Genomic DNA, 25,341 nt, shown 5'->3' with positions numbered 1-25,341 from the left:
TGTCCCTTCAACCATTTCCAGCAGGACGGGCACATGGCGATGCGCAATCCCGTCGGCCGGACAAATTACGAGCCGAATTCCTCGGGCCAAGGCCCGCGGGAATCGCCCGCCAGGGGTTTCCGCACCTTCGAAGCCGAGGAAGCGGGCCAGAAGGTGCGCCTGCGTCCCGAAAGCTTTGCCGACCATTACAGCCAGGCGCGCCAGTTCTTTATCAGCCAGACGCCGCCCGAGCAGCGCCATATCGCCGCCGCCCTCACCTTTGAACTCAGCAAGGTCGAAAACCCCGTCATCCGTGAGCGGATGGTCGCCCATCTGCTCAATATCGACGAAACGCTGGCGGCGAAGGTGGCAGCCGCGCTCGGGATTGCCGACATGCCAAAACCGGCTGACGCGGCCATGCCAACCCGTCAGGATCTGGAGCCTTCGGCCGCCCTCAGCATCATCGAGCGCGGGCCCAAACGGTTCGAGGGCCGCAAACTCGGATTGCTGGTGACGGATGGATCGGATGCCGCTCTCGTTGGGGCTATCACCGGCGCAATCACCGGCGAAAAGGGCGTGGTCGAAATCATTGCCCCCAAGATCGGTGGCGTCACCCTGTCGGACGGTTCGTTCCTTGAAGCCCAGCAGATGATCGATGGCGGACCATCCGTTCTCTATGACGCGGTCGCCATTCTCGCCGCGGAAGCAGTAATGCCCGACCTGCTGAAGGAATCCGCCGCGCGCGATTTCGTTGCCGATGCCTTCGCCCATTGCAAGTTCATCGGCTACGCAACACCTGTCCTGGCCCTCATGAAGAAGGCAGGTATCGAGGATCTCGACGAAGGCACAGTGGAACTCGGCTCGGCCAAGGACATCAAGGCATTTGTCGCTGAACTTGGAAAATTACGGGTCTGGGCGCGAGAACCTTCCGTCAAGATCCACTAACGCATGCGTGCCGCGGCCCCCTGCCCGCGGCACCGTCTCTCCTGCTTTCAGCCCTCTCAACCGAAAGCCTTATCCGAAAGGCCGACGGCGTGTATTTACGCCGATATTACTGTTGCGTACTTTCGTGTTGCACGCAAAGCGCCTAAACTTCAGCCCACACTAAAATGCCATGCGGGGGGAAGTCAGGCATGAGAGACCGATTAAACAGGACAACGCAACATCCGCGCCACCTGCCCGCGGCCGTTGCGGCAGCATTTCTGGCCGCGCAGTCAGCGTCAGCAGCCGATGAGGCCGCGACGCAACCCTACCACGCCGCGCTGACCGACCATGTGCCCGGCTTCATTACCGCGCCGGGGCAGACCGACTACCTCTTCGTCATCGTCATCGTGCTGATCCTGGTGATGGTTCTCGTCATCGGCAATCTCTACTTCCAGCTCCATGCCGTGCCTGAGCGCATCGCGCATCAGACGAATAAAGTGCAGATGGAAATCGTCGCGGTTCTGGCGCTGATCTCGCTCTTTACCCACAACCACATCTACTGGATCCTCGGCCTGCTGCTCGCCTTCATCCGCATTCCCGACTTTTCGACCCCGCTCTATTCGATGGCCCGGTCACTGCTCAGGCTCTCCGGCCGCGATCCCGCAAAGGTCGACGATGACGTGCCGGTCGCCAGTGTGCCGGCCTCCAGCGTGCCGGCCTCCGGTGTTCCGGGCGCCACTGTGCCAGTCGCCAATGTGCCAGCCGGCGCAGTTACCGCTGCTCCTGTCACCACAGCTCCAGTCACTGCAGCCCCACACGCAAGCGCCCCGATTGCCCCCATGCCTGCCGCCGCCCATCAGCAGCCGCCCGGCCAGACGAGCGCACAGCCCGCCCAGGGGGCGACAAAGACCGGCCCGCGCGAAGGGAGTATCTGACCATGCTCGAACTGACCCTTTGCTCGATGCTGACCATCCTCCCCGATTATCTCTATCGGCGCTATGTCCAAGGCAAGCGCATCGGCCGCGAGATCACCCTTTACAGCATGTGGTACGAGCTGCGCTGGGGCATATCAGCCTGCCTGCTGCTCACCATCTCGCTGATCACGATGATCTTCTATTTCCACCCCTCGACGCAGAGCGTCACCGCCGTCTTCCGCACCGTCACCATATTGCCGGAATCCATGGGCCGGGTCGACGAGGTCTATGTCGGCGTCAACCAGAAGGTCGCGGCCGGCGCGCCACTCTTCCGCCTCGACGATTCCACCCAGAAGGCAGCCGTCGACGTGGCGCACAAGCAGATCGCCGAAGTCGAGGCCGAAACCAAGGTGGCCGAGAGCGAGCTTGCCAGCGCCGACGGCATGATCCGGCAGGCCGAAGGCGCCCTGCAGGTCTCGATCGACGAACTGCAAATGAAGACCCAGCTTTTGAAGAACGATGCGGTTGCCCGCCGCGAGGTGGACCGGCTCACCAATACCGTGGAAAGCCAGCGCGGCATGGTCAGCGCCGCCTATGCCAACAAGGAGACGCTGCAAACCAAGCTCAACATTCTTCTGCCGGCGCAGAAGGCAAGTGCGCAGGCAGCACTCGCGCAGGCGCAGGTGGAGCTCGACAAGACATTCGTCAAGGCTGGCGTCGCCGGCACCGTCCAGCAGTTCACGCTGCGCAAGGGCGATGTGCTGAACACCATGTTACGCCCGGCCGGCATCCTCGTACCTGAAGAAGCCGGCCGCGGCACGCTGATTGCCGGCTTCGGCCAGATCGAGGCGCAGGTGATGAGGCCAGGCATGGTGGCAGAAGCCACCTGTGTCGGCAAACCCTTCACCATCATCCCGCTCGTCGTCACCGAGGTGCAGGATGTGATCGCCGCCGGCCAGCTGCGCCCCACCGACCAACTCGTCGATGTTGCGCAACTGGCAAAGCCCGGCACCCTGACCGTCTTCCTGCAGCCCCTGTTCGCCGGCGGCCTGGATGACCTGCCGCCCGGCAGCAGCTGCATCGCCAACGCCTATACCAACAACCACGCTGCGCTGGCCGACCCCAATATCGGCACGTTTAAATGGATAGGCCTGCATGTCATCGATACGGTCGGCGTGGTCCACGCCATGATCCTGCGCATACAGGCCCTGCTGCTGCCGGTGCAGACGCTGGTGCTGACGGGGCATTGAGGCGAGGCGGTAGCCTTGCTCCGCCAACGCCTCTTTCGACATACTCGGCCTGTCCCCGATACCTGCCGTTGGCAATATAAGCAAAGGCCGGACGCCTCCGGCCTTGCTGACTGCTACCCGTCCAGCCACTTATGGGGCACCCCCCTCACGAGAGACACCCGTGCGCTCCGCAGACGATGCCTTCACCCGTGCCCTTGCCCTTATCCCCGAGGGCTGCAGCAAAGGCAGCTTCGAAGCCGGCCGCTGGGGCGCGACCGTCAAGCGCTCGCCGGATGGCAAGCGCATCTGGCTCTATGCCGAGGATCTCGCCGGCGGCGATATCGTCAGCTTCAACCTCTATCTCCTGGAGGCAAGCGGCAGCACGCTGAAGCCCTGCGAAATGTCGTCCGAGAAGGTCATCGCCTTCGTGCTCGGCTACCAGCCCGACAAGCAGGATCAACCCAAGCTGCCGGCAAAACGCTCGGGCCACCGCTGACGCTGAAAACCCTCGATGACGAAATCGATGAACACCCGCGTCTTGAGCGCCAGCAGCCTCCTGTTGGCGTAATAGATCGAGATCGGCCCGATATCGACATACCAGGAGGAAACGAGCCGGATCAGTTCGCCGCTGTCGAGATGGGCAAGCGCATCGGGCTTGGAAAGCAGCGTCACGCCGAGCCCGAGAAGGGCCGCAGCGCGCATGGCGGCGGGGTCGTTCACGACGATCCTTGGCGTGAGATCGACAGGCTGCTCCTCTCCCGCAGCGTTACGCATCTGCCGTTGCGGAATGCGCCCGGTATTGATCGATTTCATGACGATTCCATCGAGCCCCGCAAGCCCGGCCGGATCGACCGGCGGCACGCGGCCCTTCATATAGGCGGGTGACGCCACCGCGACGAGATGGGCCGGCGCAAGCGGCCGCGCCACCACGCCCGAGGCAAGCTCGAAGCCGCCGCCGATTGCCGCATCGTAACCCTCCCCGATCAGATCCACCTGCCGGTTCTCGAACATCCATTCCGGCCGCACCAGCGGATAGCGTTTCATGAAATCAGGCAGCATCGGCAGGATATAGCCCGTGCCTAAACCCGGCGGCAGGCTGACCTTCAGCACGCCTGCCGGCTCCGCCTGCTCGTTGGAGATTTCGGCAATCGCCCCCTGCAGCCCCTCGAGATGGTCGCGCATGGCGATGAGAAAGCGCTCGCCCGCCTCCGTCAACGTCAGGCTGCGTGTGCTGCGATGAAAGAGCCGGAGCTTCAGATTGGCTTCGAGTGCCGCCACATTGCGGCTGACCGCCGCCGGTGTCAGCCCGAGGCGCCGCGCCGCCGCCGAAAAGCCGCCAAGCTCGGCGCTGCGCACGAAAGATTCCAGGTTCGCCAGGCTTTCCATCGTCGATCACCTTCAACAAAGACTTGAAAGTGATACCACCCACTACCGTCTAATCAAAGGGGAATGACATCGCGATATTGGCTCCATCGAAACCAACACGACATCCAGAAAGGAAACTTGCCATGTCCATCGGTATCATCGGCGCCGGCAATATCGGCTCCGCCTTCGCCCGCGCTCTCGCCCGCAACGGCATCTCCGCCACCATCGCCAATAGCCGCGGTCCTGAAACCCTGGCCGAACTCACCGCCGAACTCGCCCCTCACATCACCGCCGGCACCATCGAAGAGGCGGCAAAGGCCGATATCGTCCTCATCGCCGTGCCCTGGTCGAAGCTGCCTTCCGCCCTTGCCGGCCTGCCGGATTGGGCCGGCCGTATCGTCATCGATGCCAACAACCCGATCGAGGCACCCCTCTTCAAGCCGGCCGAACTCGGCAGCAAGCTGTCGAGCGAAATCGTCGCCGGCCTCGTGCCCGGCGCCCGTCTCGTCAAGGCCTTCAACCACCTCTTTGCCAATCTCGTCTCCGCCGATCCCAAAGCCGAAGGCGGCAACCGCGTGCTCTTCTATTCCGGAGATGATATCAAGGCGAAGGCCGAAGTCGGCGCCCTGATCACCCGCCTCGGCTTCGCCGGCATCGATCTCGGCACGCTCAAGGTTGGCGGCAGCCTGACGCAATTCCCCGGTGGCCCGCTACCGGCAGTCAACTTCGTCAAGTTCGGCTGAAGGAGAACGGAGATGTCCCCGACCCCGATAGAAACCGCAAAAACCTTCTTCGCTCACTGGAGTGCCAACCGCATCGAGGAGGCACTCGCCATGCTCGCCGACGACGTTCTCTACGACAACGTACCCCTGCCCGATATCACCGGCCGCGAAAACGTCCGCAAATTCCACGCCGATTTCGGCATCGGCACTGCCTTCAATGTGGACTGGCAGGTCACGGAAATCGCCATCTCCGGCAATGTCGTGCTGAACGAGCGCATCGATATCTTCACCCATGAAAGCGGCGGCCGGATCACCCTTCCTGTCATGGGCACGATCACGGTGGAGAACGGCAAGATCACGCTCTGGCGCGACTATTTCGATCTCGGTAGTTTCGAGCGGCAGCTGGCTGCGATAAAGCGGTAGCAACTCAAACCCCGGGCATATCAGTGGCCGGGGCGCCACTCACTGCTGCTGAAACGCCAGCCGCACGCCAAGTGCCATATAGATCGAGCCGATCACCTTTCCCTGCCAGCGGCCGATCGTCCGGTTCCTGTTCAGCCAGCCGCGCACCGAGCCGGCGCCGATCGCGAGCGCCGAGGTCACGCCGATGCTGAACGCCACGAAGATGATGCCGAGCAGCGCGAATTGCCCGATCACCGAACCGCTTTCGGGATGGATGAACTGCGGCAGGAAGGCGAGGAAGAACAGTGCCGTCTTCGGGTTCAGGATTTCCGTGAATATCCCCTGCCGGAAGGCCTTGCCGGGGCTGATCTCGGGTGCCGCCGTCATATCGAGATTGCCGGACTTTTCGATGAAGGCGCGGTATCCGAGATAGATGAGATAGGCTACGCCGATATATTTGACCACCTCGAAGGCGAGCGCCGAAGTCGCAAGCAGGGCCGAAAGGCCGAAGGTCGCCATGGTGGCATGAATGAGATCGCCGGCCGCAATGCCAAGCCCCGTTGCGATACCAGCCCGCCGGCCGCCGCTCACCGATCGGGCGAGAACCAGCAGTGTCGCCGGCCCGGGAATCACCATCAGCCCGAGCACGACAAGAACATAAGTCGTCAAAACAGCGATACTCATCTTCGATTTCCGTTGCTTGAAATACCCGCGTTCAAATTAACGGCTTCGGCCGCCGGTGCAATATTCGAAAAGTTTACGCCGCGACAGCTGCCGCGATCCCTATCCCGCGAAAAACGCCTTGCGCCGCGCAGCGAATAAGCGCAGGATTCCAATTGCTGGCAGCCACTTCAAGGGCGCTGCCGGTTCGGGCGTTAGCCCTGGCCCCAACGAAAGGAGGACACGATGTCTTCCGATTTTTATCCGTCAAGTCTGTCGCGCAATCTCATCCGAACCGGCGCATTTGCCTACCGCGAGAATGTAGCGCTCGGCATTCTCAATCGTGCCGAAGATGCCGCCGGCGAACAGCAGAGCGATCGTTTCGAATCCGCCAGCAGTTTCGTGGCTTTTCCCGATTTCAGCCGTGGGCCGCAGGCCGGCCGGGGAACAAATGCGCTGCGCATTCATTCATCTCGGTATTCCCCAAGGCAACCCCAGGGGCAATCGCGTCTTTCCACATCGGCAGCCTCTCAGGACGAGCGTCCCGGCATCGGGCCCCTGCCCCTTTGATGCTGCAGCGACCGCGCCGCCAGCCGGCGGCAGGTCGCAATACCTGATCTGTCCCGCATCCCACACAAGGAGGAAACCATGGCGAAAGGCCAAGTCCGCAGCAACCGCGAAGTCCGAAAACCGAAGAAAGACCGCTCTGCCACCGCTGCACCTGCCGCCGCACCCGGCACGCAGGTCAAGATGGCAAGCAGCACCACGGGCAGCGACAAGAAGAAATAACGCCCGCTCCGGCGCGACGGCCGCTCGGCTGTCCCGCCCATCGTCAAGGATAGCAATATGACCACAGACAAACGTGCAGCGGAAAATCTCTTCCGTCCGCCGCAACCCGAAAAAGCCTCCGACGCCGGAAAGCTCCAGGATGTACGCAAGCGACTGCAGCAGAGACAGCGCGAACAACGGCAGGATGAACGCCGCCAACGCGCGATAACGCGGTCGACCCTCCCCGCTGTTTCATCCTGAAACCGTCGACCCAGGAAGACTCTGATACCCGGATGGCTCGGCCATATCAGGAACGAGCAAGGACCATGAAGTGGCAGAATTCGACTATATGATCGAAGCCGGGCTTTACACCGGCAAGACATTGCGCAGCTCCCGAGGCCCCCGCTATAAGCGCTTCGAAACAGCCGCGGAAGCGGTGCGTTTTGCCATGGAAGACCTGCCCGGCCCGCAATTGCGCGGCTGTGTGCTGGAAGTGAATGAAGCCCGCTTCGACGAAAAGCAGATCCGCATGCTTTACGATGCGCCCGCCTATCCGCTTTCGCGCAGAGAGAAGTGACGGGCGCCCGCGGATATTTTCACCGCGGTCATGTTTCCCCATGGTCAGTGCCGCGTCGTGAAAATAGGGAGGCAGGATGACGATTTTCTCCGTCCGCCACATCACATCCTACCATTACAAAAGGCCGGTGTATTTCGGACAGCACCGGCTGATGTTCCGCCCCCGCGACAGCTTCGACCAAACGCTTCTGAGCTGCAGCCTCGATGTCTCTCCGGGGCCGGCATCCGTGCGCTGGATCCACGATGTCTTCGGCAATTGCATCGCACTCGTTGATATCACAGCCGCCTCCGCCGAACTGCGCTTCGAAACCGTCATCCGTCTCGAGCATACGGCGCAGGTTCCGCTCGATCTGGAGATCGACCGCAAGGCGCTGAGCTTTCCCTTCGCCTATGACGAGGACGAGGCGATCGATCTTGAGCGCACCATCGTCAGGCACTATCCCGATCCCGATGACGAAGTCGGCAGATGGGCGCGGCAATTCGTGCCCTTGAGCCATCAGGCGCGCACCGGCCATATCCTGATGACGCTCTGCTACGCGATCCATGAGAGCTTCACCTATGTCAGGCGCTTCGAGCACGGCACGCAGGCGCCGCGCGACACGCTTCGGCTGCGCAGCGGCACCTGCCGCGATTTTGCGCTGCTGATGATGGAGGCGACCCGCTCCCTCGGTTTCGCCGCCCGCTTCGTCACCGGCTATGTCTATGTCGCCGATCGCGATGGCTCCATCACACTTGGCGGCGGCTCGACGCATGCCTGGTGCCAGGTCTATCTGCCGGGTGCGGGCTGGGTAGAGTTCGATCCCACAAACGGCATCGTCGGAAACCGCGACCTGATCCGCGTCGGCGTGGCCCGCGACCCGCGCCAGGCCGTGCCGCTGTCGGGCAGCTATGACGGCGGATCGCGGGATTTCGACAGCATGAAGGTGCAGGTCAACGTCACCACGGAACAGGAATTCGATACCGCAAAGGCCAGGTGACGGAACGCCTGGCCCGCTGATGCATTCGCCTGCAGGACAAACGCTGTTTCAAAGGACCACGCCCCATGAAGATACGTGCAGGCTTCCACATCGGCTATGAATGCGAGCATGAAACGCCCATGCTGCTGGTCCTCAACATCCACCCGTCCCGCAGGGTGGATCTCCTGACGGAACAGGTGCTGAGCTTCGACCGGCCGATCGAGGCCTGGGGCTACACCGATACGTTCGGCAATGCCTGCACCCGTATCGTCGCACCGCCGGGCCTGACGACCATTTCCACCGAATTCGAAATCTATGACAGCGGCCTGCCGGATCCCGTTCCCGAAGGTGCGCTCCAGCACAACATCAACGATCTGCCCGACGATGTGCTCGTCTATCTGCTCGGCAGCCGCTATTGCGATACCGACCGTCTCGCCGATTTCGCCTGGAAGACCTTTTTCAAAACACCGCTCGGCTGGCCGCGCGTCCAGGCGATCCTCGATTTCACCCACAAGCGCATCGCCTTCGACTACCAGAAGGCCGACCCGCTGCGCACCGCCTTCGGCGGCTTTACCGACCGCACAGGTGTGTGCCGTGACTTCGCCCATCTCGCCGTCACGCTCTGCCGCTGCATGAACATCCCGGCGCGCTATTGCACCGGCTATCTCGGCGATATCGGCGTGCCCAAGGATCCGAACCCGATGGATTTCAGCGCCTGGTTCGAGGTCTATCTCAGCGGCCGCTGGTACACGGTCGACGCCCGCCATAATGCGCCGCGCATCGGCCGTATCCTGATGGCCACCGGCCGTGACGCCACCGACGTCGCCATGTCGACGGCCTTCGGCCCCGCGATCCTCAAGCGCTTCGAGGTGATTACGGATGAGATGCCGGTTTGAGGTGGCTTGCTCCCCTCACTCCTCAAAAGGCGCCTGCGCAATGAGATCGACCGACGATGTCGCCACCGCATAGCCGGGCACGAGACGTTCGCCGAAATCCCGCACGAAATTGTCATAGGTCGTTTCGGGCCGCGTCCTGGCGATATGGCAGAAGCAGCCGGTCATCTTCTTCTTCATGCCGAGCCGGGGAAATTCCGCGACGATCGCCTTCATCTCGGCCGCCGGAATGAGGCTGTACTGGAAGCCGACGACATCGAGGCAAATGCCGGTCGTACAAAGCGCAATCTCGGCCTCCTTGTAGAGACCGATCGAAGGCGTCGAGTTCAGCGCGACGGCATCCCAGATCATCTGGGCGCGGCGCCGGTCGAGCCCGGCATCGACGGCAAAGCCGCGCGCCAGATCCGCTGCCTCCACTTCGAACCGGCGCGGCCCCGCAAAGCGCTCGTTGAGGGTGATGTCATGCAACAGCGTGCCGAGTGCCACGACTTCGCCATCGTGCTCGATCCCCCGCAACTGCCCGATCCGGACCGCAAACAGCCAGGATCGCATGACGTGATTGAAGAGATAGGGTTCGCAGTCCGTGCGCGCATAGTCCATCGCCCGATCGATGATGGCAGTACTCGGAACCGAGACGCCCGCAAGCATCCGTGTCTCTGTCGTGTTCATGATGCCAAAGCCTTCTTCTGATGCTGGAAGCAATCAGAGGAATAGATCCGCGCGCACCGCCCCGCTATCCAACGAAGGTTTGCTCAACGAAGGTTCGCCCGGGGCAAGCGGCACGCCTCAGACCGCTGCCACTTCGTCTGGCTTTAAAACGCTTTCGGAAGACCCGCTTGCTTCAGCGTCTCATTGGCAGTGTGGCGGGACTTGACACCATGATCGACCGTGAAATGGCGATTTGAAATCGGACTGAACCAGATTTCATGGTCGCCTTTTCCCGGCCGAACATATGTGCAGCCGGCTTTCGACAGTAACTCTTTGAGTTCCTTGAGATAGCCAGCCATGCGGTCAGTAGCTGGGATTGGGGATGCGAACGAGCTGCTCGGCCATGATATGAACAGGGATTTCCGGCAGATCGGACGTAAACCCGTTCAGCTCGAAAAGATCCGTTATGGCAGCGATCACCTTGGGCTCAAGAGCTTCCAGACTATTGGCCTCAACGGCCAGCCCGTCGATGTCGTTACTGCTGGCGATCCAGACGGCCGCCTCTTCATCCCACTCCGCGCGCACAACGATCGATACGTGCTTCATACGATGAGTTCTCCAAATCGGACATGATTGTCCAACACCTTCGCGCGCCGTCAATGTGGCCCGCTAGGTGTCATAGTGTACATATGTAGCGGAAAGAAAGTGAATTTTTAGTGGAGCGACTCTTGCGGTCAGGTTTTGTAGCCCCTCTTCTTCGCTCAAAACACGTGAATGCACCCCCCTCACGCCACCACCTCATCCGGCAGCGTGAAGATGAACCTCGTCCCGCGCGGCTCGTTCTTTTCCGCCCACAGCTGTCCGCCATGCGCCTCGACGATCGAGCGGCAGATGGCGAGCCCCATGCCCATGCCCTGCTCTTTCGTCGAAAAGAACGGCTCGAATATCTTGTCGGGAAATTCAATGCCCGCGCCCCGGTCGCTGACTTCGATGCGCATCATGCCGTCCGCCCTGTGCACGCTCACTTCAAGCACCCTGTCATCGGCAACATCGGCCATCGCATCCATGCCGTTGCGCATGAGGTTGATGACAACCTGCTGGATCTGCACCCGGTCGAACGCAATGCCGAGCACAACATCCTCGCCGTCGATATCGACGCGGACGCCGCGCCTGATGGCCTCTTCGGCCAACAGATCGCCCGCCTCGGTGATGACACGGCCGAGTGTGACGCAATCCCTCTTGTCCTCGGCGCGTTTGAACAGGGCGCGCACGCGCGTGACGACATCGCTTGCCGAATGCGCGCTGACGATGATGCGCTCCAGCGTTTTCTGCGCCCGCTCGATATTCGGCGGTTCCGCCATCAGCCAGCGCCGGCAGGCGTCTGAAGAACTCATCACCGCCGAGAGCGGCTGATTGACCTCATGCGCGATCGAGGCCGAGAGCTCCGCGAGGCTGGCCGCTTGGCTCGCCCGCGCCAGGCTCTCCTGCGCCGAGAGCAGCTTCTCCTGCGCCCGCACCTCGCCGTCGATATCGAGGCAGACGACGTTCCACTGCACGATCGCGCCTTCGGCATCGCGCATCGGTGCTGCGCGCGTTTCCACCCAGCGATATTCGCCATCGAAACGTCTGAGGCGATGCCTGCGGGCATAGGGTTCGCCCGTTGCCAGCGAATGGGCGTATTTCTCCTTCACCCCGGCCAGATCATCGGGATGGATGCCGGCATCCAGCGTGCCGGCAAGCCGGGATTTGCCAGTCCCGTCCAGCTGTTCGAGATCGTAGCCGAGAAATTCGCGCAGCCGCTGGCTGCGGAAGACCGGCTCTCCATCAGGGTCGGCGCAGTCGATCATTGCCGGCAGGGTTTCCACCAGCTGCCGCAGGAAGCGCTCGCTCTCGCGCAAGGCTTCCTGGGTGGTGACGAGGTCGTGGATGTCGGAGCTGACGCCGTACCATCGCAGGATGACCCCGGCCTCGTCCCTCAGCGGTTCCGCCCGCGTCTCGGTCCAGCGATAGCCGCCATCGGCGCGGGCCTGACGGTATCGCACGAAATAGGATTCCCCGGTGGTGAAGGAATGCAGTATCGCCCGGCGCGCCGCCTCCCGGTCATCTGCATGGATGACGCTGAGCGAGGGCAGTCCGTCAGGCCCGATCATCTCCTCCAGGGTGGCACCCGTCACCTCGGTGAAAGGCTTGTTGACATAGATCGGCCGTCCCTCCGCCGTCGCGCTCCAGATCAGAGCCGGCACGGTATCGATGAGCTGTTGCAGCTGCCGCTCGCGTTCGCGAAGTGCTGCCTCCGTGCGCTTGTAGGCGTCGATATCGACAGTCACGCCATACCATCCGGTGATGCGCCCCTGCCCGTCGCGCGTCGGCCGCGCCGCCGCCCGGTGCCAGACATAGGCGCCATTGGCGCGCAGAACCCGGTATTCGAAATTCCAGTGCTCGCCGGTCCGCAGCGCATGGCGCAGCGTCTCGCCGGCCTCTTTGCTGTCATCGGGATGCACGCCGCGCTGCCAGCCCTGCCGTCCGCCCTCGATGAAGAGCTTGCCGTCGAGAAGCAGGTTCAGGTCTTCGAGCACCATGGCGATCGAGGTCTGTGCGGTCGGCGTTGCATAGGTGAATTGTCCCGATGCATCCATTGCCCAGGCGCCGCCATAGAGGTTCTCGATGGCAAGTGCGGCGCGCACCGCTTCCCCGGTCTCGCCCAGAGAACTCGCCGTCGTCCACCGCTCATCCTGCCGCGCGACGGCCGGATCGACATCGACACTGGTGCCATATTTCGGCTCCACTCGAAACTCCACCCACCGGTAGCTTCCGTCGGGCTGAAGCTTCCGGTAGCTGCTGACCTGGGGAATGCCATGGAAGAAAGCCCGCGCACGCGCCTGCTCCACCGTCGCCCTGTCATGCGGATGAACCTCTGCCATATCGGCCGGAGAACCACCAGCCGCCATCCCGCCGGCAAGGGGCGCGCTCTCGGCATCGATGACGGTGCCGTACCATCCGGTGATGACGCCATTGCCGTCGCGCAGCGGCTGCCCCGTGCTGCGCGTCCAGCCGTAGCCGCCAGTCGGGCGCAGCATGCGGCTATCCACGCTGTAATGCTCGCCCGTCTGCAGGCAGCGCAGCCACAGGGCCGCGGCAACCTCATAATCGTCAGGGTGGATCGCCCGCTTCCAGCCGAATTCCTTGTCGTCGTCAGGTGCATTGAAGTCTTCAAGGCCGAGACCGAGAGAGGCAAGCACACTGGGGGTCACGTAGAGGAAAGCGCCCGAGGCATCAGTGGCCCAGGCAACGCCGGTGAGCCGCTCGACCGATTTGGCCGCCCGCACGGCATCGGCATCGGCCCTTTCAGGCGCGTTGACCGAAACGAGCGGGCCGAGAGACAGCGAAAGCGCAAAGAAAGCCGCCCATGACAAAGCAGGTTCGCGCATTCCGGCATCGAGCAGCGCCGCCAGCAGCGCGCCAAGCATGGCCACCGCCAGGACGGCATAGGTGAGCCTCGCAGCAACGCCGCGCGCACAAAGAAAAGCAGCGGCAACGGGACCGAGCAGGCCGAAAGGCGTCATGCTCAGCCAGGACACGGCTATGCCGACGAGGCAGGCGACGACGGCAAGTGCCAGGTGCCGGCGGTATAGATCCGGCATCAGCATGCGCGCATCCCGCCATCGGGCGCGGGTTGAAAACGATTGGCGACGTGGCCGCTATCGGCCATTGGCGTCCGGCCGCATGAAAGCATGGTTCGACCTGATCCCATCATGTCAGAAGATTGCAACATTCCGTCTGTGTCGAGGATAATCTCGCCGAGGACAATTGGAAGGGCGCCGGCGGTCGCAGGCATCGCCTGGCCGTTCAGGCCCGCTTCAGCGCCGCGAGATCGCCGCTCTCCAGCGCCGGCAGATTAGCTTCGATCTTGTCGATCGGCCAGTCCCACCAGGCAAGGTCGAGGATCTCGCTGATGACCTCGACAGGATAGCGCATGCGGATGATATGTGCCGGATTGCCGCCGACCACAGCATAGGGCGGCACATCGCGGGTGACGACCGAGGCGGCGGCGACAATCGCGCCCGCGCCGATCGTGACACCCGGCATGATGACAGCGTCGTGGCCGATCCAGACATCGTGCTCGACAACCGTATCCTTCACCGGCAGATCCTTGTAGCCGAAGGTCTCCGGCTTGAAGATGCGGAACGGATAGGTGGTGATGCCGCCCATCGGGTGATTGGCCGAACTGGTGATGAAATAGCTGCCGCGGGCAATCTGCACGAACTTGCCGATCACCAGCCGCTCCCGGCAACCCCGCCCCAGATAGGGTGCGAGGATCTCGGCCGTCTCCTCCAGCTTTCCGTAATGCGTGAAGTAGCTGTAATCGCCGATCTCCATGCGCGGATGATCGATGACATTCTTCAGGTACATCGTCGTCTTCGAAACCCTGCCATCGGGATGGGTGACGGGAAAGGCTAAATTCGCATCGAGAAGCGGCATGAGAAGACCTTTGCGCAGGGGTTTGGCGGCAGCGGGCGCCGCCGCCGGGCGGAATCCGGAAGCAGAATTCCCTATAGCCGATCCGCCCGCAGGATCCAAAATCTCTCCAACGACCTGTCGAATTCCGCTCCGCCCATTCGTCTGTAGAATGAAGCCAGGCCAGCCGGCCAGCCTGACATCAAAGGAGAAGCCGATGCCCCAATATCTCGTCGCCATCCACCTCCCCGACGATTACGCCCCCTGCAAGGAAGACGATGCGACGATGCGCGATATCGACGTGTTGAACGAAGAGATGGTGGCCGCCGGCGTCAGGCTCTTCGTCGGCGGCCTCAACCCGGTCAGCAAGGCAATGTCGGTGCGCGCGCAGCCCGACGGCAAGCTGCTCGTCACCGACGGGCCGTACCTCGAAACCAAGGAGCACATCGGCGGCTTCTGGGTGCTGGAAGCGGCCGATATGGACGAGGCGCTCGCCTGGGGCCGCAAGGCCGCCATCGCCTGCCGCGCGCCGGTCGAGGTGCGCGGCTTCAACTGATGCCGGCTTATCGGGACGACCCGAGGCGCACGAGACCATCGATCGCCGCGGCAAGCTTCCCGAGATCCGCCGAGTAGAACCCGGCGGCGTTGACACAGTTCGTCTCGAGGAGCTTCAGCCCTTCTTCGGTGCGGCAGATATCGATGACATAGGCTCGCGAATAGCCGGGATTGATGTCGACCATGCGCTGAGCGAAATCAAGCACGTCATCATCGATCTCGTGGCGGTGGATGACACGCGAGCCATCCTTGTAGAGCGAATAGGTGACGACCCGCCCGTTCACGGCCCAGATACGCCATTCGCGCAGGATGCGAACGGGTTTTGTGAGCATCAGCAGCGTGTCGTGACGAAGCGATCCATCAGGGATCTCATCTTCGTCAAGCACGAGCACCCTTTCCGCCACACGGATGATCTCGCCTGTCGATTTCACATTGCCGGGCTCCTCCTTGCTGTCATCAACCGGGCGCAGGAACCATTCCCTCCCGTCATCAGCCAGACGCTCGGGCACATCGCGGAGGGGCATGAACAGCGCATCGGCTCCGTTGAGAAGGTAAGGATGCCATGCCTGTTCCTGAACGAAGGGGCGCAGCTTGAAAACGCCCGGCCAGTAACCTTTCGCCTCGGCATACCGCCACAGCGAGTAGGCGCCGAACATGACCACATTTTCAGCATCGGCAACGGCAGGCTCGGGGATCAATTCCCCAACGAAAGGAACGACCTTGTGCCATGTATAGGGGATGTCGAGCCGGCCGAGCGCCTGGGCCAGCTTTCTGGTATCGTCGAACTCCTGAAGAAGCCACTGCATCCTGTTGCCACCCTTTGTCACCGGAAGCTTTTTTGACGGAGCAGCCGCGGCATCGCAACAGGGTCATCGCTACGGATCGGCATTATTCGCATTGCGCGCACCGGCCCCACCCTTCATCGCCCTCTCACATGCGAGTGGTAGCCCCATCAAATGGCGGCCGCCTTATGGACAGAGCGCCGCCAGCGCCTATCTGCCGCATCTGTGGTCCAACAGGAGGGAAAGCCATGTCAGAACTCGTGGTGCTTGGTTTCGATACCGCCGACAAGGCGGATGCCGTGCTCAATCGGCTCGTCCAGCTTGAGAAGGAATATCTCGTCGATCTCGAAGATGCCGTTATCGCCGTGCGCGACCCCGCCGGCAAGGTGCGCCTCAAGCAGAGCGTCAATCTCACGGCCGCCGGTGCTGCAAGCGGCGGCCTCTCCGGCGCGCTCTGGGGCTCGCTCGTCGGCCTGCTCTTCCTCAATCCCCTCGCCGGCATGGTCCTCGGCGGCGCCTTCGGCGCAGGCTCCGGCGCGCTCGCGGGATCGATGACCGATTACGGCATCGACGACGACCTCATCAAGAAACTCGCCGACACCATCCCCGTCAACAGCTCTGCCCTCTTCCTGCTGCTCCGCAAGGTGCAGCCCGAAAAGGTGCTGGCCGAATTCAAGGGCGAACATGCCACCATCCTGCGCTCCTCGCTCTCGCCGGAGCAAGAAGAGCAATTGCGCAAGGCGTTGGCTTCGGAGCCAGCGGTCGCGACGCCTGCGGCCTGAACTGTCATCACAAAACGAAAGTGCCGGGCGCAAACCTCACGCCCGGCAGCACAATCGCCAATCGCAGCTATGCTGACCGCGTTACGACAAGCGCCGTTACGCAGGTGACCGCGAGGGGCACGCAGCCACCGTCGGAATCAATCCCAGCAGTCACCGGAAAACCGACCGCCACAACAACAGCGCCGGCAATTGATGGCGCGTGGGGCACGACCAGTCAGGTTGAGTTTCACAACCAAGGCACTCAAAATCTAAAACTAGCAGCGAAAATCAACCGCGGTTAGGGTGTACTGTCGGGAGCAAAATAGAGATGCCACGCAAGGTTCCGGAGTATCTGGTAGACGAAGCTGCTTTTGTTGCCACGCATGACGGCATGATTATCCAAGATCACGACTTGAGCACTCATGTCGCCCTTATCAACGCATCGCACGAGATTAGAACGGACGCATCAATGGCTGGGTCGGGTGGTGAACGCCTATCTCGCAAGCTCGCGGCGCTGGCGGCCAAACTCCGCTGAGGCCGGCGGGCTGTCGAATGGTACTGCACAAAAACCGAGAATACTCACTGAGGATGAGGCAATGGACGAAGATCATACGAAACGCATGATCCTTGAATTCCTGAGGAGGCACACCTTGGCGGTCATTGCGACATGCCACCGCAACGGAACGCCGGAGGCTGCTACGATCGACCTCTCGGTGCGCGACAATCTTGAGATCGTGTTCAGCACTTTCAAGGACACGCGAAAGTTCGACAATCTCGCGGAGCGTCCCGGCGTCGCGTTCGTAGTCGGATGGAACGACAATATCACGGTTCAATACGAGGGTGAGGCAACAAGGGTTCCTGCCGCGGATATCGAACGATACCAGGAAGCTTATCTCAACAGCCTTCCGGCCGACAGGGAGTTCATCGAGAGAGGGGCCGTGTTATTCAAAGCGACGCCGCGGTGGATTCGATATTCCGACTTCAACAAGGAGCCTCCCGAGTTGATCGTGATTCAATTCTGACAGGCGCAACGGCTTCGGGCCGCCGTCCGAGGCCTTGAGGGCAAGATAACCTAGAGGATCGCGGAGGCTCAGCAAACCCGATCATCAAGACAAATGTGGGCGCTCCCAACGCTCGCGAATCACGGGCTCGGGCGACGTGTTTCGTCGTCGGGATGACCATTCGCGATGACCCCGAACGAATGCGTTGGGCCAGACTGGCGTTCGAAAGGGCCGAGCGCATCGCCACACTTCAGCCCAAGAACCCTGCGCCGCTGTCGCGCGGTGCAGTAGCGCTTGCGCTTCTGGGCAACGCTAAGCGAGCCACTTCGTGGATCGTCCGCGCTCTGACAATCGACCCTGACGGTTTGACGACACAGTACAATGCCGCCGCCGTCACATCTCTCGATTCTAGAGCGCTCGATCATAGCTGGATCAGTAGCCCCTCACCGCCTAACCTTAATCACCTCCCCCAACGGCGCCTCCAACATAAACTCAAACCCCGCCGCCTCATAACTCAGCTCCGCCTTCCCCTGAAACGAAGCCGGCAGCAACCGCCCGATCATCCGCGTCCCGAACCCCTCGCGTTTGGGCGCACTGATCTCCGGCCCGCCGCTTTCCCGCCATTCCAGCGTGAACTGCCCTTCACCAGCGGCATCCTTCTTCACGCCCCACGTCAGCTCCACCAACCCCGTCTCAAGGCTCAGCGCGCCGTATTTCAAACTGTTCGTCGCAAGCTCGTGCAGCGTCAGCGTCAGCATCAGGGCCTGTTGGGGCGCAAGGTCGAGATCGGGGCCGGAGATGCGGATGCGCTCGCTGAAATCGCCGACAGAGATCAGCCCGGCCTGGGCGAGGCTGTGCAGACTCGCATCCGCCCAGGCGGTCTCCGTCAGGATATCGGTCGCGCGCCCGAGCGAGACGAGGCGCGAGCTGTAGGTCTCGGCAGCTTCCGCGAGATTGTCGGCCTGGCGAAAGGTCTGGTTGGCGATCGATTGCACGAGGCTCAGAACATTCTTCAGCCTGTGGCCGAGCTCGTGGTTCAGCATCTGCTGGCGCTGGCGGGCGTGCACCCGCTCGGTCACGTCGGCGGCCATGCCGAACCATTCGGCAATCTCGCCCCTGGCATCGAAGACCGGAATGGCACGCGAGAAGGTCCAGCCCACTTCGCCATCGGCCCGGCGCACGCGGTGTTCCAGCTCGAAGGGCCGCCGCTCGCGGATGGCGTGGGCAATCGCCATGCGGATCTGCGGCAGATCCTCGGGAAAAAGATGATCGTCCATCCAGCGCACCGTCGGCCCCTCGACATCGGAGAGGGAGCCGCGGCCATCAAGCTGGCGCATCTCCTGCCAGTCCGGGCTCATGCGGAAGACGACATCGGAGCTGGCATTGACGAGCGCGCGTGAACGCTCCTCGCTGCGCCGAAGCGCCTCCTCCGCCCGCTTGCGCTTGGTGATATCCTGCATCACGGCAAGCACCCGCGGTGGTTTCTCGCTGATGCGCGAGACGAACATTTCCAGCACCATCTCCTGCGGCTCGGATTCCCGCACGAAGCGGACGGGCTCGCCCGTCGTCAGCACCCGGTCGTAATCGTCGTACCAGTCCTCCACCTCGTCGGGGAAGAATTCGCGGATCGTGCGGCCGCTGAGATCGGCGATGCCGAACATCGCCTGCATCGCCTTGTTCATGGCGATATAGCGATAGTCGCGCAGCCCATCGGCGCCGACAGGCAGCCGCTCGATGATGCAGGCGCCCTCGTCGATGGAATCGAACAGCGCTCGATATTGCACCTCGCTTTCGCGCAGCGCCGCTTCCGCCTGCTTCTTGTCCCTGATATCGCGGAAGATGATGGCGACCTGCCGCTCTTCGACCACGCCGATGCGGAAAGCATGGACCTCGTACCAGCGTCCGCCGAGCGCATCGGCCTGATGCGCAAAACGAACGGGCTCGCCCGTCAGCGCAACCTGGCCGTAAATGTCGAACCAGAATTCCTCGTGATCGGGCGCAAGCTCCCGCATCGTCCGTCCGTCGGCCTGGGTCAGCCCCGTCTGTCGCTCGAAGGCAGGGTTGGTAAGCAGGAAACGATAGTCCCGCACGCCGCCCTCGTCATCGAACAGCACCTTTATGGTGCAGAATCCGTCATCGATGGAATCGAAGAGAGCCCGGTAGGGATGTTCACTATCACTCTCCGCCATTCCCGCCCGAACGGAGCCATTTGACTCAATGTCCATCCAACCCGCCTTCAACGCCGCTCCTATCCCCATCAGCCGCCCGCGCATGACTGAACGCAGATGCATCGACAGCCGCGATCGCCCGCACATGATGACCGGCCATTCCTGCACCATGAATTAGCGCTGGGCGGGCTATTTCCAAGGGAGGTCATTGAGCGCGGAATGCGTCAGCGGCAGTTCAGAGGAAGCTTGCCTGAAACGACATCGCCGTCAGCGAGACATGCGCCTCCAGCGGTGGGCGCAGCTCGAAGGCCTTGGCATCACGCGAGAAATTCCAGAGGCGGAAAAGGCACCATTCGCTGCGCCATTCCTCCGCAGCTGAAAGCTCGTTGCGGCTGATGTGGAAGGGCGTGCGCTCCCAGCCATTCGTCGTCTTCACCTCGATACGGCGCGACCGTCCATCCGGCTCGAAGCTGGCAATGTCGAAGCCGGCACCATCGCCATCTTCTTCTGATATCCAGCGGATCTTGCGGGCGAGATCGTCACGGCCGGCGCTGGTCAGCATCGCACGCTCATGCGCCAGCACCCGCTCCTCGCCGGCTCGGCCGAGACTGCGATTGCGCTCATCGCGGCCGGCGACATCGAACTTGCGGGCGATGAATTGCATTTGCTCCAGCTCTTGCGGCGGAGCCTCGTTGGAAAGCGTCGGCGGCGGCCCGACCCAGAGTGCAGTTTGCTCACGCAGCCCGGATAGCGCCTGTCCGCCGAGAGCCAGCCTCAACCAGCCGTCATTCTGCGAAAACCAGCGCACCACGGCATCCACGAGCGACATCTGAAAATTGAAGGCCGGCTTGTAACCATTGATCCAGTTCTCGCCGAGCCCCTTCAGCACGGCGCTGATATTCTGGTGCTTGAATTCGATTGATGTTCGCGTCCGGCCGATCCGCGCCTGGAGCTGCCTGTTGTGCTCGGCCTTATTATAAGGCCGACCGGCAAGGTCGTCGGCAAGCATTGCGAAATAATCCGCAACGATCAGCGCATTCTCTTCGTCACTCCAGGGGCCGTCCGCCATCATGCCCCCTACGGTATCAGCGCCAGCACCGGCGTCGCCGTCGTGAGCACCGCCTCCCCGATCCCGCCATCAGGCGAAACCACCCTCGCCTCGCCGGTCTTGCGGGCGCGGTCGAGCTTGGCGAGGATCTGCTTGCCGCCGGAAAGGCAGCAGATCGAAAGCGCGCCGATCGCGCCGGGCTCGATGCCATCGGTCGGCGCAAAGAGCAGCACGGCATCGTCCCAGATCGACAGCGCGCCGGTGGAGGCCCGCACCTGGGCAGCGATGATCCGCCGGTTGCGGCCGGCGCCGATCGAGAGCTGCGCCTTGTCGAGCACGGCCTGCGGCAGCGGCTGCGGCTCGGGAAGCGAACGGACTTCGCCATCCTCGCCGATCACGGCCGAGAGCAGGATCTTCGGCCCCAGCCCCTCGCCTTCACGCGTGATTCCCGCATGGTGCATGACCTCGGTCACGGATACGCCGAGGAAGGACGCGATCTCGGCGGCCTCCTCCATCGTCATCTTGCGTTTGCCCGAGAAGGTGCGGGAGACGGCGGAGGCATCCTTGCCGAGATGACGGGCGAGCGCGCGCAGCGATTGCCCCCTGTCATCAAGCTGGTTGTGAAACCAGTTGCCATCGATCTCAGCCATCAGCGTCCCCATGCACATATGCAGCGTTGCTTATTTGTTGCAAAAAACGCAACAAGGCGCAAGCAACTGCACCGGGCTTTTTACCGTCAACCTTTGACATGGTTGATCTGCTCAAGTTGCAACACGACCCGCCTTTCCGCCGAAAAACGTTCGTTCAAAGGCAGGGACGCAAAAGATAGGTATTTTTTCCTATTTGAGATTGACGTTGCGATTTCGACAACATAATCTCAACTCCAACAACAAGAGCCGCATGACAGGAGGGAAGATCAGCATGGCAAAGGCCCCGACGCCCTGGCAGAAGGTTGCCGCCAAATTGGCGCTGACGCCGAGCGAGCTCGCAGCCGAGCTCAAGCGCCACCGCTCCAAGATTTCGCGGGCGCTGCGCGATGAGCGCGGCCTCATCAACGGTCGCGACCAGCTGATGCTTCTGCAGGCGGCAAGACGCCATGGTGTTTCGCTCACCCTCTCCGATCTGATGCCGGAGGAGGAGGATGCGTAAAGAGCCGCTTTCCATGCTGGCGCAATCGGAGCTGATCGATGCGCTGATCGGGCGCTGCGTCATGCATGGCGGGGCGGCCGCCGGCGAGGCGTTGCTGCTCATCAATGACGAAGCGGTCGACGACCTCGTGCATCTCGCCAACCGGCTGCGCCGCCTTGCCCTCTTCGAAGACCGCATCCGCGCGATGGTGATGGCCCAGCCGTAGGCATCCGAAATCAGTTCGCAACGTCACGACATCGCGGCCCGCCCGGTGAGGCGGCTCGCACTAGAAAACCAGTGAGGATGAACATGCAGACCATCACGACACGACCGGCCGGGAAAGCCGCCACCCCGCCTGCCGCTACCCCTCAGACGGCTGGCCCGCTCACCATCACCAAGCCGCTGCTCTGCCCCTGCTGCAAGCAGCCGGTCACCATTCCCGCCCCCGAGATCGTCATCGATCACTATGGCATCACGCCGATGGAAGGGCGCATCTTCGAGGCGGTCTGGAAGGGCAAGGGCCTGCCCGTCATCACCGAGCGCATCTTCACCGCCATGTATATCGACGATCCCGATGGCGGCCCCTCGCCGGACAGGATGTACCTCGCCTTCAAGGTGGCCCTTTGCCACCTGCGCCAGAAGCTCGAAGGCTCCGGCATCGGCATTGCCAATGTCGGCTATCGCCGCGGCTACCGGCTGGTGCTGGAAGGCAAATTCCCGAGCACTGCCTCCCGTTAATCCCCGAAAACGCACGAAATGACCATGGCCGTCGCCCGTTCTGCACCGGCCATGTTGCGATACTGACAACACCCATTGCAAGAGCCGCAACATGCCTGCAGATCTCGAACGGCTTCGCCGCGATGTGTCGCTGTCCGAGACAGCAGCGCGCTATGGCTGCAGGCTGCAGAGGAACGGGCATGAGCATGTCGCCTGCTGCCCCTTCCACGCCGAGGAGACGCCCTCCTTCACCATCTTCAGGGGGCAGGATGGCATTGAGCGCTTCCATTGTTTCGGCTGTGGCGCCGGCGGCGATGTCCTGGATTTCGTGCGGCAGATCAAGGGCGTCGATCTCGCGGAAGCCATTCGGATCCTCGATGGCGTCAGCCATCTCGATGGCAACAGGCATCTCGATGGCGGCCATATCAGGCCGAACATCACGCCACGCGCACCGCAGATGGGCGACCCCTACGAGGGCATCACGCCGCTTCCGCCTCCATCCGAGCCGGTCAAATCAGGCGCCCGCATCCGCCTCTTTAATCCCAAGCGCAAGGGCGACCGCTCCGAATGGGGCTCATTCGCCCCTTCCATGGTCTTTCCCTATCGCGAGGCCGATGGCGCGCTGATCGGCTATGTGCTGCGGCATGACCTGCCCGATGGGGCCAAGGAAACGCCGATGGTCATGTTCGCCCGTCTGCCCGACGGCAAGGAGACCTGGTGCCGCTACCCCTTTCCCAAGCCGCGCCCGCTCTATGGGCTGGATAATCTCGGCAAGACGAAGCAGGTCATCGTCGTCGAGGGCGAAAAATGCCGCGACCGGCTGGCGCATAAATCCGGCCGCACCGTGCTCTCCTGGGCCGGCGGCACGCAGGGCGTCAAACACACAGACTGGTCGCCGCTATCAGGCCGCGATGTGGTGATCTGGCCGGATTTCGATGCGCCCGGCCTTTCGACGGCAGACGAGATCGCCGCCATTCTCTCCGCCCTCGGGGCACGGGTCCGGCTGACAGGTTTTACCGATGCTGGAGCCGCCTCTGATCTCAGGCATTTCACCTATTCCGACTGGCAGGCGGGTCACCTTCCCTGCCGCGGCTGGGATAGTGCCGATGCCGTCGATGCCGGCTGGACGCGCCTCGAGCTCGATGCTTACATGCGCGCCACCATCCGCCGCCATGCGCCCGCCCCGGTCGAGCCGCCGACATCGGCAGAAGAGCAGGACCAGCACGTACCGAAGGCGCCGCCGCCGGGCGCCGATGGCATAGACAGCATGCCGGAATGGTTTCCGAGCCAGCCTTTCGGCTCGGAAGTCTGGCTGGCGCGCATCTTCAACGAGCATCTGGCAAAGGCCTGCGGCGGACGGATCGTCCGTGCCGATGGCAAATTCTGGGCCTATGGCCCCTCCGCCTGGCGCCCCATTCCCGAACAGAAGATCCGCCTTGCCATGCATGCCTTCGATGCTATTGGCATCGGCCCGAAGGAAAAGCCGCTGAAGCTCGGCAGGCACATGATTGACGGCGTCGTCAACGAGTTCGGCACGCGCACCGCCGAGGCCGGCTTCTTCGGCAATCCCACCATCGGCGTCAACGCGCTGAACTGCACCATCACGCTGGATGAGACCGGCAAGGTGATCTGCCGCCCCCATGACCCTGACGATCGCTTCCGCTTCACAATCGCCGCGGACTATAACCTGCACACCGAAAGCCATCCGCCCGAGCGCTCGCTGCTGCACAAGCTGCTCTACGGCGCCTTTCAGGGCGATCCTGATGCTGCCGACAAGATCAGCCTCGTGGCCGAAATGCTGGGAGCGGCTGCCTTCGGCCTTGCCACCCGCATCCGCCAGCCGAAGGCCTTCATCCTGCTCGGCGAGACCGCCAGCAACGGCAAATCCACCATCGCCGCGCTCTTCCGCGCGCTGCTGCCTGAAGGCGCCGTCTCCTCCATCTCGCCCGCCTTCTTCAATGATGAGAAGCGCATCATCAATCTCGCCGGCAAGGCGGCGAACGTCGCCGACGAGCTGAGTGCGGCGGCCATATCAGGCGAGGAATTCAAGGCGGCCGTCACCGGCAACCCGATCGAAGGCCGCAGCCTCTACAAGGATGTCCAGAGCTTCATTCCCCGGGCACTGCACTGCTTCACCACCAACACCCTGCCGCGCTTCAATGGCGGTATCGACCGCGGCCTTCGCCGCCGCCTCGTCGTCATCCAGTTCAACCGCAGCATTCCCGAGCATGAGGTCATCCCCGATATTGCCGAGCGCATCGCTAGGGAAGAATTGGAACTGCTGCTCGGTTTCGCCGTGTCAGGCGCCCAGCGGCTGAAGCGCAACGGCGGCTACACCATGCCCGAAAGCTCGAAGGAAGCGCTGAACGCCTGGCTGCTGCTCGACCCGCTCAACGAATGGTTCGATATCCGCGTCGAGCCGGCGCAGACCGAGCCCGCCGGCGGCTGGCTGCGCACCGCAAAACTCTTCGAGGATTTCCGCAAATGGGCGATCGACCAGGGCTACCGCGAAAGCTTCCTGCCGCCCGTCAACACCTTCTCCCAGCGCCTGAAATCCATGCCCGATGTGCGCCTGGTGCGGTTTGCGACCGGCACGGTGGCGCATGGCGTGATATTGAAGGAAAGCACGCTGATGGGATCGACCAGTTACGCCGACGTCTTCTGAGGCGAGGAGCGGCCGGATTTTCGAT

30 protein-coding genes are annotated in these 25,341 nt (G+C 62.5%); 18 read left to right on the top strand and 12 right to left on the bottom strand.

All coding sequences use genetic code 11. The features are described from left to right. The 4 genes from AB4Z13_RS32085 to AB4Z13_RS32070 form a co-directional block, all read left to right on the top strand. Positions 1-924: catalase-related domain-containing protein (locus tag AB4Z13_RS32085; RefSeq protein ID WP_442207730.1), on the top strand; the 924-nt coding region annotated here is incomplete at its 5' end. Between the two features lie 188 nt (positions 925-1,112). Continuing rightward, positions 1,113-1,838: a hypothetical protein gene (locus tag AB4Z13_RS32080; protein WP_442207729.1), complete on the top strand. Its 726-nt coding sequence runs from the start codon at positions 1,113-1,115 to the stop codon at positions 1,836-1,838. 2 nt (positions 1,839-1,840) lie between these two features. Then, the gene (locus AB4Z13_RS32075) at positions 1,841-3,067 is read left to right on the top strand and encodes an HlyD family secretion protein (RefSeq protein WP_113325364.1); all 1,227 of its coding nucleotides are present in this window, start codon (positions 1,841-1,843) and stop codon (positions 3,065-3,067) included. Between the two features lie 160 nt (positions 3,068-3,227). Next, a complete protein-coding gene (locus AB4Z13_RS32070) occupies positions 3,228-3,542 on the top strand; it encodes a hypothetical protein (protein WP_442207728.1) in 315 nt (104 codons plus the stop codon). Here the strand turns inward: AB4Z13_RS32070 and AB4Z13_RS32065 are convergent. Beyond that, positions 3,503-4,432 (bottom strand): LysR substrate-binding domain-containing protein, encoded by a 930-nt coding sequence (locus AB4Z13_RS32065; RefSeq protein WP_442207727.1) that lies wholly within the window; start codon positions 4,430-4,432, stop codon positions 3,503-3,505. The genes AB4Z13_RS32070 and AB4Z13_RS32065 overlap by 40 nt on opposite strands. Before the next feature lie 122 nt (positions 4,433-4,554). Here AB4Z13_RS32065 and AB4Z13_RS32060 point away from each other — a divergent pair, with 122 nt between their 5' ends. Together AB4Z13_RS32060 and AB4Z13_RS32055 are read left to right on the top strand one after the other, a co-directional pair. Further along, on the top strand, positions 4,555-5,154 hold the full coding sequence (locus tag AB4Z13_RS32060; RefSeq protein ID WP_442207726.1) for an NADPH-dependent F420 reductase: 600 nt from the start codon (positions 4,555-4,557) through the stop codon (positions 5,152-5,154). A gap of 12 nt (positions 5,155-5,166) precedes the next feature. Further along, on the top strand, positions 5,167-5,556 hold the full coding sequence (locus AB4Z13_RS32055; protein ID WP_113325360.1) for a limonene-1,2-epoxide hydrolase family protein: 390 nt from the start codon (positions 5,167-5,169) through the stop codon (positions 5,554-5,556). Between the two features lie 39 nt (positions 5,557-5,595). On the opposite strand, the gene AB4Z13_RS32050 is transcribed toward AB4Z13_RS32055, so the two are convergent. Both AB4Z13_RS32050 and AB4Z13_RS32045 read right to left on the bottom strand, forming a co-directional pair. After that, positions 5,596-6,219, bottom strand: a complete 624-nt coding sequence (locus tag AB4Z13_RS32050) for a LysE family translocator (protein WP_439015639.1) — start codon at positions 6,217-6,219, stop codon at positions 5,596-5,598. Positions 6,220-6,462: 243 nt separating this feature from the next. Then, positions 6,463-6,663, bottom strand: coding sequence for a hypothetical protein (locus AB4Z13_RS32045; protein WP_439015640.1), 201 nt, complete (start codon positions 6,661-6,663; stop codon positions 6,463-6,465). A 180-nt stretch (positions 6,664-6,843) separates the two neighbouring features. Between AB4Z13_RS32045 and AB4Z13_RS32040 the strand changes: the two genes are divergently transcribed. From AB4Z13_RS32040 to AB4Z13_RS32025, 4 genes are all read left to right on the top strand, one after another. After that, the gene (locus AB4Z13_RS32040; protein WP_007826389.1) at positions 6,844-6,984 is read left to right on the top strand and encodes a hypothetical protein; all 141 of its coding nucleotides are present in this window, start codon (positions 6,844-6,846) and stop codon (positions 6,982-6,984) included. Between the two features lie 310 nt (positions 6,985-7,294). Then, a complete protein-coding gene (locus AB4Z13_RS32035) occupies positions 7,295-7,540 on the top strand; it encodes a hypothetical protein (protein WP_007826392.1) in 246 nt (81 codons plus the stop codon). Positions 7,541-7,616: 76 nt separating this feature from the next. After that, complete coding sequence (locus tag AB4Z13_RS32030; RefSeq protein WP_439015641.1) at positions 7,617-8,516, top strand: transglutaminase family protein; 900 nt, start codon at positions 7,617-7,619, stop codon at positions 8,514-8,516. A 65-nt stretch (positions 8,517-8,581) separates the two neighbouring features. Then, the gene (locus AB4Z13_RS32025; protein WP_439015642.1) at positions 8,582-9,391 is read left to right on the top strand and encodes a transglutaminase-like domain-containing protein; all 810 of its coding nucleotides are present in this window, start codon (positions 8,582-8,584) and stop codon (positions 9,389-9,391) included. A 15-nt stretch (positions 9,392-9,406) separates the two neighbouring features. Here AB4Z13_RS32025 and AB4Z13_RS32020 read toward each other — a convergent pair whose 3' ends face one another. The 5 genes from AB4Z13_RS32020 to AB4Z13_RS32000 form a co-directional block, all read right to left on the bottom strand. Then, positions 9,407-10,057, bottom strand: a complete 651-nt coding sequence (locus tag AB4Z13_RS32020) for a hypothetical protein (protein ID WP_113325369.1) — start codon at positions 10,055-10,057, stop codon at positions 9,407-9,409. A 143-nt stretch (positions 10,058-10,200) separates the two neighbouring features. After that, positions 10,201-10,395 (bottom strand): type II toxin-antitoxin system HicA family toxin, encoded by a 195-nt coding sequence (locus tag AB4Z13_RS32015; RefSeq protein ID WP_113015249.1) that lies wholly within the window; start codon positions 10,393-10,395, stop codon positions 10,201-10,203. 4 nt (positions 10,396-10,399) lie between these two features. After that, complete coding sequence (locus tag AB4Z13_RS32010) at positions 10,400-10,642, bottom strand: DUF1902 domain-containing protein (protein WP_113325354.1); 243 nt, start codon at positions 10,640-10,642, stop codon at positions 10,400-10,402. Between the two features lie 179 nt (positions 10,643-10,821). Next, the gene (locus AB4Z13_RS32005) at positions 10,822-13,683 is read right to left on the bottom strand and encodes a PAS domain-containing protein (RefSeq protein WP_442207725.1); all 2,862 of its coding nucleotides are present in this window, start codon (positions 13,681-13,683) and stop codon (positions 10,822-10,824) included. Positions 13,684-13,882: 199 nt separating this feature from the next. After that, positions 13,883-14,515, bottom strand: coding sequence for a CatB-related O-acetyltransferase (locus AB4Z13_RS32000; RefSeq protein ID WP_310386587.1), 633 nt, complete (start codon positions 14,513-14,515; stop codon positions 13,883-13,885). A gap of 193 nt (positions 14,516-14,708) precedes the next feature. Between AB4Z13_RS32000 and AB4Z13_RS31995 the strand changes: the two genes are divergently transcribed. Continuing rightward, a complete protein-coding gene (locus AB4Z13_RS31995; protein ID WP_113325353.1) occupies positions 14,709-15,047 on the top strand; it encodes a YciI family protein in 339 nt (112 codons plus the stop codon). Positions 15,048-15,054: 7 nt separating this feature from the next. On the opposite strand, the gene AB4Z13_RS31990 is transcribed toward AB4Z13_RS31995, so the two are convergent. Then, entirely contained in the window at positions 15,055-15,852 is a 798-nt protein-coding gene (locus tag AB4Z13_RS31990; RefSeq protein ID WP_442207724.1) for an ATP-grasp domain-containing protein, read from the bottom strand. A 224-nt stretch (positions 15,853-16,076) separates the two neighbouring features. Between AB4Z13_RS31990 and AB4Z13_RS31985 the strand changes: the two genes are divergently transcribed. The 3 genes from AB4Z13_RS31985 to AB4Z13_RS31975 all read left to right on the top strand — a co-directional run bounded on the left by AB4Z13_RS31985 (position 16,077) and on the right by AB4Z13_RS31975 (position 17,611). Next, positions 16,077-16,610, top strand: coding sequence for a DUF1269 domain-containing protein (locus AB4Z13_RS31985; protein ID WP_113325352.1), 534 nt, complete (start codon positions 16,077-16,079; stop codon positions 16,608-16,610). Between the two features lie 307 nt (positions 16,611-16,917). Beyond that, positions 16,918-17,124: a hypothetical protein gene (locus tag AB4Z13_RS31980; RefSeq protein ID WP_442207723.1), complete on the top strand. Its 207-nt coding sequence runs from the start codon at positions 16,918-16,920 to the stop codon at positions 17,122-17,124. Positions 17,125-17,185: 61 nt separating this feature from the next. Further along, entirely contained in the window at positions 17,186-17,611 is a 426-nt protein-coding gene (locus AB4Z13_RS31975; protein WP_442207722.1) for a pyridoxamine 5'-phosphate oxidase family protein, read from the top strand. A 422-nt stretch (positions 17,612-18,033) separates the two neighbouring features. Here the strand turns inward: AB4Z13_RS31975 and AB4Z13_RS31970 are convergent, their stop codons facing one another. From AB4Z13_RS31970 to AB4Z13_RS31960, 3 genes are all read right to left on the bottom strand, one after another. Beyond that, on the bottom strand, positions 18,034-19,815 hold the full coding sequence (locus AB4Z13_RS31970) for a PAS domain S-box protein (RefSeq protein ID WP_442207721.1): 1,782 nt from the start codon (positions 19,813-19,815) through the stop codon (positions 18,034-18,036). Positions 19,816-19,993: 178 nt separating this feature from the next. Next, positions 19,994-20,830, bottom strand: a complete 837-nt coding sequence (locus AB4Z13_RS31965; RefSeq protein ID WP_442207720.1) for a DUF3883 domain-containing protein — start codon at positions 20,828-20,830, stop codon at positions 19,994-19,996. A gap of 5 nt (positions 20,831-20,835) precedes the next feature. Then, positions 20,836-21,456 carry a helix-turn-helix domain-containing protein gene (locus AB4Z13_RS31960; RefSeq protein ID WP_442207719.1) on the bottom strand — a complete coding sequence of 207 codons (621 nt, stop codon included), beginning with the start codon at positions 21,454-21,456 and terminating at the stop codon, positions 20,836-20,838. Positions 21,457-21,727: 271 nt separating this feature from the next. Here AB4Z13_RS31960 and AB4Z13_RS31955 point away from each other — a divergent pair, with 271 nt between their 5' ends. From AB4Z13_RS31955 to AB4Z13_RS31940, 4 genes are all read left to right on the top strand, one after another. Continuing rightward, entirely contained in the window at positions 21,728-21,955 is a 228-nt protein-coding gene (locus AB4Z13_RS31955) for a hypothetical protein (protein WP_310386597.1), read from the top strand. Then, on the top strand, positions 21,948-22,160 hold the full coding sequence (locus AB4Z13_RS31950) for a hypothetical protein (protein ID WP_442207718.1): 213 nt from the start codon (positions 21,948-21,950) through the stop codon (positions 22,158-22,160). The genes AB4Z13_RS31955 and AB4Z13_RS31950 overlap by 8 nt, the downstream gene beginning before the upstream one ends. A gap of 77 nt (positions 22,161-22,237) precedes the next feature. After that, positions 22,238-22,672, top strand: coding sequence for a hypothetical protein (locus AB4Z13_RS31945; protein ID WP_442207717.1), 435 nt, complete (start codon positions 22,238-22,240; stop codon positions 22,670-22,672). Positions 22,673-22,763: 91 nt separating this feature from the next. Then, entirely contained in the window at positions 22,764-25,316 is a 2,553-nt protein-coding gene (locus AB4Z13_RS31940) for a CHC2 zinc finger domain-containing protein (RefSeq protein WP_442207716.1), read from the top strand. Positions 25,317-25,341 lie beyond the last annotated feature (25 nt).

It is taken from the genome of Rhizobium sp. YAF28, from assembly GCF_052113285.1.
Lineage (GTDB): Bacteria > Pseudomonadota > Alphaproteobacteria > Rhizobiales > Rhizobiaceae > Rhizobium.
This window is presented reverse-complemented; position numbering and strand designations above follow the sequence as displayed.